At 62.9% G+C, this 10,367-nt stretch carries 8 protein-coding genes; 6 read left to right on the plus strand and 2 right to left on the minus strand.

Annotated elements, in window-relative coordinates:
• Positions 1 to 273: 273 nt before the first annotated feature.
• The 4 genes from ACFQS1_RS39960 to ACFQS1_RS39975 all read left to right on the plus strand — a co-directional run bounded on the left by ACFQS1_RS39960 (position 274) and on the right by ACFQS1_RS39975 (position 3,001).
• Positions 274 to 1,050 carry a hypothetical protein gene (locus ACFQS1_RS39960; protein WP_378978198.1) on the plus strand — a complete coding sequence of 259 codons (777 nt, stop codon included), beginning with the start codon at positions 274 to 276 and terminating at the stop codon, positions 1,048 to 1,050.
• 84 nt (positions 1,051 to 1,134) lie between these two features.
• Positions 1,135 to 1,926, plus strand: a complete 792-nt coding sequence (locus ACFQS1_RS39965) for a hypothetical protein (RefSeq protein WP_378978200.1) — start codon at positions 1,135 to 1,137, stop codon at positions 1,924 to 1,926.
• Entirely contained in the window at positions 1,923 to 2,534 is a 612-nt protein-coding gene (locus ACFQS1_RS39970) for an AAA family ATPase (RefSeq protein ID WP_378978202.1), read from the plus strand. Before ACFQS1_RS39965 ends, ACFQS1_RS39970 begins: the two co-directional genes overlap by 4 nt.
• Before the next feature lie 11 nt (positions 2,535 to 2,545).
• The gene (locus ACFQS1_RS39975) at positions 2,546 to 3,001 is read left to right on the plus strand and encodes an NUDIX domain-containing protein (protein ID WP_378978204.1); all 456 of its coding nucleotides are present in this window, start codon (positions 2,546 to 2,548) and stop codon (positions 2,999 to 3,001) included.
• A gap of 140 nt (positions 3,002 to 3,141) precedes the next feature.
• Here ACFQS1_RS39975 and ACFQS1_RS39980 read toward each other — a convergent pair whose 3' ends face one another.
• Entirely contained in the window at positions 3,142 to 3,660 is a 519-nt protein-coding gene (locus ACFQS1_RS39980) for a hypothetical protein (RefSeq protein WP_378978206.1), read from the minus strand.
• A gap of 799 nt (positions 3,661 to 4,459) precedes the next feature.
• Between ACFQS1_RS39980 and ACFQS1_RS39985 the strand changes: the two genes are divergently transcribed.
• Both ACFQS1_RS39985 and ACFQS1_RS39990 read left to right on the plus strand, forming a co-directional pair.
• Complete coding sequence (locus ACFQS1_RS39985; RefSeq protein WP_378978208.1) at positions 4,460 to 5,848, plus strand: IS1380 family transposase; 1,389 nt, start codon at positions 4,460 to 4,462, stop codon at positions 5,846 to 5,848.
• Positions 5,849 to 7,103: 1,255 nt separating this feature from the next.
• Positions 7,104 to 9,104 carry an ATP-binding protein gene (locus tag ACFQS1_RS39990; RefSeq protein WP_378978210.1) on the plus strand — a complete coding sequence of 667 codons (2,001 nt, stop codon included), beginning with the start codon at positions 7,104 to 7,106 and terminating at the stop codon, positions 9,102 to 9,104.
• 24 nt (positions 9,105 to 9,128) lie between these two features.
• On the opposite strand, the gene ACFQS1_RS39995 is transcribed toward ACFQS1_RS39990, so the two are convergent.
• Positions 9,129 to 9,788, minus strand: a complete 660-nt coding sequence (locus tag ACFQS1_RS39995) for an HAD family hydrolase (protein WP_378978212.1) — start codon at positions 9,786 to 9,788, stop codon at positions 9,129 to 9,131.
• Between the last annotated feature and the right edge of the window lie 579 nt (positions 9,789 to 10,367).

Consider the following 10,367-nt stretch of genomic DNA (forward strand, 5'->3'; position numbering starts at 1 on the left):
TCCTGGAAGCGTGAGAACTCCCATGATCACCTAGGGGACCTCACCCGCCCCGACCGCCTCCACAAAGGTCACCGGCCGCGCATAACCCCAGTTCAGACATCCACTCACCGAACACGCAATGGCCCTGCCTGCTGGAACCGCTGGGCAACCTGTTGGAGGAACCGGTATCGGAGATCTGGAAGCGGTACCGGTTCAAGCACAACCACTTCGCGAAGTACCTCGGCCAGAGCATCCGCACCGCAGCCAACGCGGCGCCTGCGAGAGGGCCAGACAGTGCGTGAATACACGAACCTGCAATGGCCGGAAACACCGTTCGGGGCCGAGCAACGCCCTTTCGGCCGGCAGTGGGACATGCTCACCGCCTGCACCTTGGAATGGACGACGGAGACCGACGGCGGCATGCTGCCGGTCGCCTCATCCTTCGTCTATCTGCGTGTCCGCAAGCACGGCACCGCCCAAGCGGTCAGCGAGGACACATTGTCGATCGGCTTCCGCGCGATCGTGATCGACGATCCGGCGCATGTCCGGGATCTTCTGACGGTCACTGAGCGGGAGTTGAGCGGGGCACGTCGGTTGGGTGTCATCCTCGCGGGGCACGCGCTCAGCCGAGACCTGACCCGCATGACCGCTCTGTCCGCAACGCCGTTGCGCGGCGCGATAGAAGTAGAGGCCGCGTGGACGCGACGCGATGTCAAGCAACGAGGTGCGGCGGTCATGGTCGACACCGCCGTAGAGGCAGCCGAAACCGGAGTCCGGCTGGACATGCCCATCGATCCGGTCCCGGAGGGGATGCCCGACTGTCCTGCGTGCGCGGCCGATGTCGCCCGGCGGGCGCTGACGCGTTGCCTCGCTGTCGGGCTCACGGCTGCCGTGCACACCCAGCGATACACCTGGGAGGAGACGTTTCGCGTAGGCGCCCTGATCGAGCGTGCCGGATGGGACGTGCTGAACACCGGCGCGGATACCGCAGCGTGTCCTTCCCACGACACGGGCGTGCCACTCAGGGACCCGGTGGCCCTGGCACCGCCCACCGCAGGTGGACGGCGTTAGGGTCGGTGCCGTTGCCCACGGGGGTTGGCGAGTGGGCGGCGGCTGCCTTCGGTCATCAACAACCGTCGCGGGAGGGGTGCGGTCGTGCAGGTGATCAGCGATCTCGGCGGGCCGGGCACGGTGCCGGACCGCCCGCCCGGCGCCCGGCTCATCGCGTCCGTGGACGTCGAATGGAGCAAGAACTACCGGATCAAGGACGGCAACCGAGCCTTCTGCTACTCGATCGTGTGGCTGGCCCTACCTGCCGCGGACGGCACCGTAAAGGTGAACACCGGGCTGTCGTTCTGGTCCACCAGCGTCTACCTCGACCATGACGCTGAGCGGCCGGACCTGGTGGACGCAGCGGCCCGCGACATCGGCGCCGCGGTGGCCGGCGCTGATCTGATCGCCGGCCACCAACTGTGCAGCGACCTGGCAGTCCTGACCGCGAACGCGGCGGGCAACGTCCCCCCGGCGCTACCGGCGGCCCGCCGCGCCTGGCACGAGCGGCGCAGCGACCCCGCCGGGCGAGTGATCGACACGCGGTTTGACGCCGGGCACCTGCTCTCCGGTACGTCCCGGCGGCTGGTGGATGTGTGCGGTGAGCTCCACCTGGACGTCACGCAACCGGAGCTGGCCCGCAAGTCAATGACGGCACTGCACCGGGACTGGCTCGAGCACGGCGACACGCAGGCGCGCGAAAGAGTGACCGTGCTCAACCTGCGCCACAGCCTGTCCACCGCGTACGTGGCCATGCGCGCGGCTGGGCTGCTGGCCTGGCAGCAGCAGCTGAATGTGAACGCGAGCCTCGCCCAGCAGTGGGCGGGCCAGGTCGGATGGCTCGACCACCCGACGTTCCGCGCACTCCTCCCGCAACGGCCACCGGCGGCACAGTGAGCGTGCGAGACTGCCTCGTAGTCGGTATCGAGGGCACTCACGCCGCAGGAAAGACCACCGTCGTACACGCGCTGACCGCCCACTACCGCGAACGCGGCGTGCTGGCCGACTGCACCGCAGAGCCCGCCCGCACCAGCCCATTCATCGAAGAGACCGTCATCCACGGCAAAGGCGCCTTCGATCTGGCCTGCGAAGTGGACCTGTTCGCGGCGCAACTGTCGACCACACTGCGCGCCGCGCGACATCACCAGCTCTTGATCTGCGACAAGACTGTTGCCAACGTGCTCGCTTACGCCCGAATGGTCCTCACCTACGCGCCGGACAGCCCTGACGCGGCAGTCCTCGACGCCATGGCTGAGTTCTGCCGTACCTGGGCGCCGGCCACCTACGATGTCGTCTTCTTCCTGCCGGACCGCTTCGACCACCCCGCCGACCCGATGCGCGCCAAGGTCGCCCACCTGCAAGTCAAAACAGCCGAAGCGGTCCGCGTGACCTGCGCTGAGGTCGGACTGCCGCTGATCGCCGTGCCGGCCGGGCAGGACACGTCCGGGCGAGTCGCCTGGATCGCGCGGCGGGTCGATCCCCTACTGAGGGACGCGACCGGCTAGCCTCTGCCCACGTGACCGCCCCACCGACACACCCGGTCGACGTGCTGCTCCTGCTCACCCATGCAAATCATGTCCTTTTGGCGCTGCGCGAAGGCACCGGCTACGCCGACGGGCAATGGAATCTCCCCTCCGGGAAGCTCGAGCACGGCGAAGACGCCATCAGCGGCATCATCCGCGAGGCCCACGAGGAGATCGGCATCCGCCTCGATCCAACCGAGCCACGGATGGTCACCGCCGTGCACCACCGCAACACGGCAGGGCTCTCGCGCGTCGGGCTGGCGTTCGCGGTGGCCTTCGATCCAGCCTGCCACGGCGAACCCTTCAACGCCGAGCCGCACAAATGCGCCAAGATCGAATGGTTTCCGGCCGACCTGTTGCCCTCGAACACGTACCCCTACACGGCCGCGTGCGTTCGCGCGTACCGCGAGAGCCAGCCATTCATTCTCAGCGGCTGGGCGACGCATTGACGCCGCCCGCACCCCTTCAACGTCCTTCGCCCGACGCTGGGGGATGATCCGTTCGGTCCGTGGTTATGTCCGCCAATTCGGGGACGGCCGCTGGTGGGACCCGCTACGCCCCGTCGCTGACCAGCACTGCGCGCGCATCGTCACGGTGCGAGCGATGGGAGGCGCATTATCTGCCGCCAATCAGGACGGCGTTGGAGCCTTGGTCGACTGAGGCTCGTTGGCACGTAACCCTCTTGCCGACCAGGAGGTATAATTCGGTCGACCGGTCCGGAACTGTCGGGCAGGCTCAGGCCGGCGGTGACGGCCGCGAGGTCGGCGGTCAGGCCGGTGGCGAACTTGGTGATGCCGGGTAGCTCGGCCAGTTCGGCTGCGGTGATCCATGCGGTCTGCCGCTCGCCGTGCAGGTGGGTGAGCATGTCGGCGAAGGAGTGAACCAGGCCAGCCGCGGCATCCAGTTCGGGGCAGCGCCGCAGGATTTCCCGCAGCTGCTCGGTGTCGCGGTCGACGAGGTTGTCCGGATGCCGGCAGATCCAGCCGGTCGCCGGATTCGTCGGCGCGACGCGTCTCGTACTCGTGGGCGGATAGGACGCCCAGTCCGCGGTAGGAGCCTTGGTCGTCGCAACTGAGACCGGCCGCGAAACTGGCGACCGCTTCCTCACGACCGAGGCCCGCGTCAAGTTCGTCCTAACGCGAGCGGCAGCCCGAGTAGGCCCCTGAGGCCCCGCCTCCGGCAGGCACATTCTCCGGCCATACAAACCGGATCTGGCCCGGCAAACCCTTGATCGATCGAGTCACGGCGACTCGGTTGGGTCGAGTGGGATACGAGGTCAGATGCCTTACGGTGGCTTCGCGCGGGTTGGTGCGGTTGGATCGGTTGCTGTACTTCGCTGCTGCACAGCGGGCTTGCCGACCTCTTCCGTGTCAAGTTCACGCGAGACGGTCGCTGAGGATTCCCAACAAGGCCAGACGTGGTGGTCGTGTCTTCCGACGTACGGTGCGGTGTGGTTGGTTCCTGTACTTCTCTGCTGTACTGCTGTCACACGTGCCAACGTCCGTCGGCGAAACGAGGGCAGAAGTGGATAACGCCGAGATTGAACGTCGATTGTTCGTTTTCTCGGAGGAGTACATTAAGGCATACTCCGAGGCGATTGACGCGCACTTCGCGGACGTCCTGAGGGCGGTCACTACGGCTGGACTCAGAAAGGAGTACTTTCCGCTATATGGTCGAACAATTGGCGAGAACTGCTCAATCGGCGGGTTTGTGGCCAGCGCTAGTCTGCAAGTCTTCTTCCTGGAAAAGGCTAACTGCAAGATAACTGCCTGGAAGCGGGATACTGAGCCTCGATCCACCGATGAATGTTGATGGGTGGCGGCGTGCCGATATAGAAAGTGCCCTCTGAACTGGGAAGATAGGAGTTCTGACGCTTCTATCATTCGGTTCGAGAGGGCACCTCGCAGGTGAGATTACGCCATGACGCGCCGGTAGTACGCGCGACGTTCGATGACCCGAATCTCGTGTCGTGTGCCGGGCTGGTGCCGGTGATGCGCTTGGCCCAGCAGGCCGGGCTGCACGACGCCGTCGCTGATCGCGTGCGGTTGCCGACGGACAAGGGCGCGAACCCGGCAGGCAAGATCGCCACGATCGTCGCGGGAATGCTCGCCGGCGCGGACAGCATCGACGACCTGGACATCGCCCGACACGGCGGTATGCGCTCGTTGTTCACCGGCGTGTACGCCCCGTCGACGCTCGGGTCGTTCTTGCGTATGTTCACCCACGGGCACGTGCGGCAGTTGCAGGCTGCCGCTCGGGACACCGTGATCGGGCTGGCCGGCCGGGCACCGCTGCTGGCTGGCGCCGACACACTGTGCTTTGTCGACATCGACTCGATGCTGCGGCGGGTCTACGGCAAACGCAAGCAGGGCATCGGGTTCGGCCATGCCAAGGTCGGCGGCTACAACGTCTGGCTACGCGGCTACAACCCGCTGATCGCGACACTGTCCACACCACTGTCCGCGCCGGTGATCGCCGCCACGAGACTGCGCTCGGGTAACGCCGGCTCCGCCCGCGGCGCGGCCAGCATGATCGCCGAAGCGATCAGTATCGCCCGCACGTGCGGCGCGAGCGGCGAGATCGTGGTCCGGGCCGACTCCGCGTTCTACGCCAAGACCGTCATCAGCGCCTGCCGCAGGCACAAGGTCCGGTTCTCGGTCACCACCCGCATCGACGCGAAGATCCGCGCCGCGTGCGACAGCATCGCCGAGGATCAGTGGACCTGCATCAAGTACCCGCAGGCCATCTTCGACGAAGACACCGGCAGGTGGATCTCCGACGCGCAGATCGCCGAAACCGTCTACACGGCGTTCGCCGGCACCCGCCATGCCGTGACTGCCCGGCTGATCGTTCGCCGGATCCACCGCGACGACCCGACCCAGATCCCCGGCCAGGAAGAACTCGTACCGACCTACCGGTATCACGCCGTGTTCACCGACTCGCCGTTCACCCTCGTGCAGGCCGAATCGCAGCACCGCGGCCACGCGATCATCGAGCAGGTCAACGCCGATCTGATCGCCGGGCCTCTGGCGCACCTGCCCTCCGGGAAGTTCAGCGCGAACGACGCCTGGCTGACCTGCGCCGCGATCGCCCACAACCTGACCCGCGCCGCCGGGCACCTCGCCGCCGGTCCTCACGCAGCGGCCCGGCCCGCCACGATCCGGACCCGGATCATCAACGTCGCCGCGCGGATCGCGCACCGGGCCCGCACCATCCACCTGCACCTACCCCAGCACTGGCCCTGGCAGACGGCGTTCGACAACCTCTTCACGGCCGTCCAGACCACCCCCGGCTGAACAGGGCTGAACCAGCCGAATTCAGGCGGCCCGACCACAAGCCACAACCCCGATCCACCACCCCGCACAACCACCCCGGAGAAAACCGATCACGTGATCGGCGACTCCCGCACGCCCACCGAATCGCCATTCTCGAAACGATCAACTCGCATCCGACATCAACCGCGTCGGTGGATCGAGGCTTAGAATCTCGTCAACATCGACTGTCGCCGACTTTGCGGCAGAGTTGAGTGCCTGGCCAAAATCGGGCCTGTTGAATGCGCGCGTGCGCATTTTGCCAATTGCAGTGCACGCTCTTGATCTCTGAATCAATTTGATGCAGTCCGTCGGGCAAGCTCGACGACCGATGCGGCTAACCACCGCCACGAGTCCGCTGGGCAAGCGAACAGACCGGGTCTCGGCCGATGCCTAGACCCGGTCTTCATGCTGTTTTCACTGGTGCGGAGGCGGTGCGCGGGCGACCCCGTAGTGGCTATTGCTCGTGGCGGCGAAGGCACGATTGTCGACACGGACAATGGGGCAACATCCAACTGAGGTTACGCGCTTCCCGAACTGCGGCAACGACGGCGCTCCACGATCGGATGAAGCTGGCACCCAGGGTCGCAAGTTGTGATGCAAGGGCAAGGATCATGGCCAGGTACCCGACCAATGTGAAGAGAGCTCCCATTTCGTACCTCTCGCTGTTGGGACTGATAGATCAATCGGAGCATCGCTCGGCTAATGATCAGAGCCTCCGGATGGTGGGACCAGTTCAAACTGCTGATCGCAGGCGTAGTCTGATTCCCCGGGGCCGGTCCGGTCCGGTCCGGTCCGGATATGCGCGAACGGGGACCACGTCATGGACGATCTTCCCAGTGATGTGCGTCGAGAGTTTGCTGCGCGACTCGGAACACTTCTTGATCTCGCCAACCTCTCGTACGCTCAGGTCGCCAACCGAGTAATGGCCAGGCGCCCCGTAGGCCAGGACTGGAAGGTGACTGACCGCAGAATCAGCGACTGGCGGCTCGCACGCGGTGTACCGCGTTCCGCCGTTGTTCTAAGACTCCTCGTACGCGTCTTGGTTGAGCGTGTGCGAGGTCGGTCTGATGCGCAGACCGTTCCGCCCGATCTGCTAGATGAGCAGGCTTGGCTGCGATGGTGGGACCTGGCCCGGCATGCGCCACCTGTTCCGAATCAAGCGCCGAATGAGATGGGACCCGTTCGCGGACACGGCGATGGAGCTCCTGGACGACAGTTGACGCCTCGGCAGCTACCTATGTTGCCCGATTTATTTGTTGGCCGAGATGCCGAACTGGCAACCATGACGGGCATCTATGGGACGGCAAGCGATTGCGCTCGGGCGATCCTAATTGTGGGGCCTGGCGGGATCGGCAAGACTTGGCTTGGGCTGCGTTGGTCAAAGCGCCATCTCGACCAATTTCCGGATGGGCAGCTATTTGTCGATCTTAATGGATTCACGCCCGGCGGATATGCTCTTCAACCGAGCGTTGTACTCAATGGCTTCATCGGAGCGTTTGGCGTCTTGTCCAGCTTCATCCCTCAGGATCTAAATGCAAAGGTCGGCTTATACCGCAGTTTGGTTGCGGACAAGCGGCTGCTGGTATTCCTGGACAATGCGCGCGATGCGGCGCAACTGAACTACCTATTGCCGACTGGTCCCCAGTGTGTCGTTGTGGTTACCAGTAGAGACCGCCTGCCCGATCTAGCTACCGCAGGTTTCGGTAAAAATCGTTTGGCGCTCGGTCCCCTCGACAGGGATTGTTCTTATCAGCTCCTTGCTAGAAGGATCGGTTCGAAGCGCTTGGACCTAGAACTAGACGCCACCACAGAAGTCCTGCAGTCCTGTCAAGGTTTTCCATTGGCCCTGGCGATTGCGGCTGGAAGAATTAGCGACCATTTGGATTTCCCTATCGCCGCGCTGTCGTCGGGACTGAGCGACGCTAAAACGAGACTTGAAGAATTGAGTTATGGGGACTCGACCAACGATTTATCTGCCGTGCTTTCTTGGTCGTCCAGGTCTCTAAATAAGCAGGAAGCCGATATGTTCGCACTACTGGGGGCTACCCCCAGTTCTGATACTAGCGAATCGGCCGCCGCAAGCGTCGCGGCACTCTCAGCGAACGATACCCGTTTGATCTTAAGGAGTCTGGAGAACGCCTCTCTATTGAACGCCGTTTCCCCGGGCAGATGGCGCATGCATGATTTGGTTCATCTATATGCGCGCTCCCTTTTCGACGTGCTTTCATCAGAAATTCGCGAGCCTGCACTAGCTAGGCTGCTCGACCACCATGCGCGCACTGCATTTGCCTGCGATCGCCTGCTGCACCCCGCGCGCCTAGAGATTGAGATGGGAAAACCTCGTCCTGGTGTCGCAGTTGAAAGACTCGGCAGCGAGGCAGAAGCGCTTGAATGGCTTAGGGCTCAACACCTTCCCCTCATGACCGCGCTGAATGTCGCGATGGAGCGAAATTTCGTTGATTATGCATGGAAAATTGCTTGGTCGCTAGACACATTCAATCACAGAATGGGCCACCTTCAAGACCAAGTGCTCGCATGGAAGATCGGCCTGGACGCCGCAACACGAAGGCGTTCTAGTATGGATGAGGCACTCGCATGTCGCCGGCTCGGTGTCGCCTATTCCCGAATTGGCGAGAATGACCTCGCTCTTAATTTGCTTGACCGTTCGCTTGAAATTGCCGCTGCACTCGACGACCGGCTTAGCAAGGGTCACGTTCATCGAGCGCTTGCGCGAGTTCGCGAACTTCAGGGAAACTATCCAAAGGCGCTACATCACGCGCTTCGTGCACTCGAAAACTATCGCGACTGTCTGGTTCCTACATGGCAGGCGGATGCGCTAAATCTTATTGGCTGGTATCGGGCCCTTTTGGGCGACTTTGCTCAGGCAGCAATGGACTGTTCGACGGCTCTCGCCTTACATCGCGAGCATCACGATTTTGATGGCGAGGCTAATACCCTCGACAGCCTGGCATACATACTTCACATGACGGGCAGTCATGACCAGGCGCTCGCTTACTATACATCGGCCTTAGACATATTTCGGAGAATCGGACGCGATTACGAAGAGGCCAACAGTTTACATAGAATGGGTAGAGTATACCTGGCACTAGGAATGCCAGAAGATGCTCGCCGATGCTGGCAAGATGCGCATACTCTTTATCGTGCTCAGGGACGAGAGTCTGCTGCGGTTAAACTCGAGCACGATATACAAACGTTGGCCATCGGTAGTGCGGATTGATAGCCCTTCGCCTTCGGGTCCATACTATGTTCTGGCAAAATGGGATGCGAGGCTAGGTATGACCGCCCTAATGTCTGGTCCCGTTGCAGTTGCTGATGCCTTACGCCTGACCCCCTCGGAGGCATTGAATGCCACACTGAGCCCAACTGCCTCGAACAGCGGAAGGTCAGAACGACTGTCGCCTATCGCCGCGCAGTGGCCGATGGGGAATCCCAGGAGCTCGGCCTGCCTTATGGCGAAGTTGAGCTTGTCATATTCGTCGAAACTGCCGATGACGTTGCCTGTATACGCACCGTCAACGATCTCAAGCTGTGATCCGCAGTACGAGTGGAAGCCAAACCGACTCGCGAGGTATTTTCCAACGGGCTCCCATGCAAGCGTTGCCAGGATTGGCTCGAGTCGACGCTGCTTGGACCATTCGACAACATCGGAGATCCCGTCAACCAGGGGAAGCCCGGTGAGCCACCTCATAACATTGGAATGCGTTTGTCCTGCCCATCCGGCGGCGTCTACAGCCGAGACTTGCTGATTTGTTAGAATGCCATTTGCATAGTCTCGTTCCACTCGGTTGACTTCCTCCTGGTGGCCCATGAATCCAGCAAGGTAGGCGGACGAACTTGTATTGGGAACAAGTGTCCCGTCAACGTCGAAGAAGATCGCGCCGACAGGCGTTGAGGAAGGCACACGTCCATGGTGACACATCGCGAGCCTGGGACGGTTTGCGATCGTGGTAACGCTGGTGCGTAATTGTTTGGGCCCTGGCCGTTGACGTCGCGGGCTGGCGCACACAACACGGTGGGCCGTGCGACAACGTCTCCCCCCGCTGTTGCGGGGCAGATCTTGTAAAGTGTGCAGTTGGCTCCGAGCGGCGGCGGCCACGCCGTGATCGTCCGCGCACGGCGCCTAACCGAAGCACAGTTCGCTCTTCTGCGACCTCGCTACATGGACGTTGTGGTTCACTCATTCGCCGTGCAGGCTCGCGCTGTACCGAGCGGTCCCTCATCGGGATGCCGAATACGCGCCAATGCTGGCATGTCGCCCCTACTTTGATCAACCAGTACATGCACTGTTCTGCCGCTGATAACGCTCGCTCGGTTGCATGTCAGCCCGGCGGACCTGCTTCTGGTTACTGCCAGCCTCGATCCATCAGAGGGTTTCGCTCCCTCGTAGTCCGTTTCGGCTGACCGTTTTGTCCGCTCGGGTTGGGTGTCGGTGTGCCGCGTGTCGCTGCGGACGCGCCGGCTCTCCGGGCCGGGGGTTGGG

It is taken from the genome of Paractinoplanes rhizophilus (assembly GCF_042664765.1).
Classification (GTDB): Bacteria; Actinomycetota; Actinomycetes; order Mycobacteriales; family Micromonosporaceae; genus Actinoplanes; species Actinoplanes rhizophilus.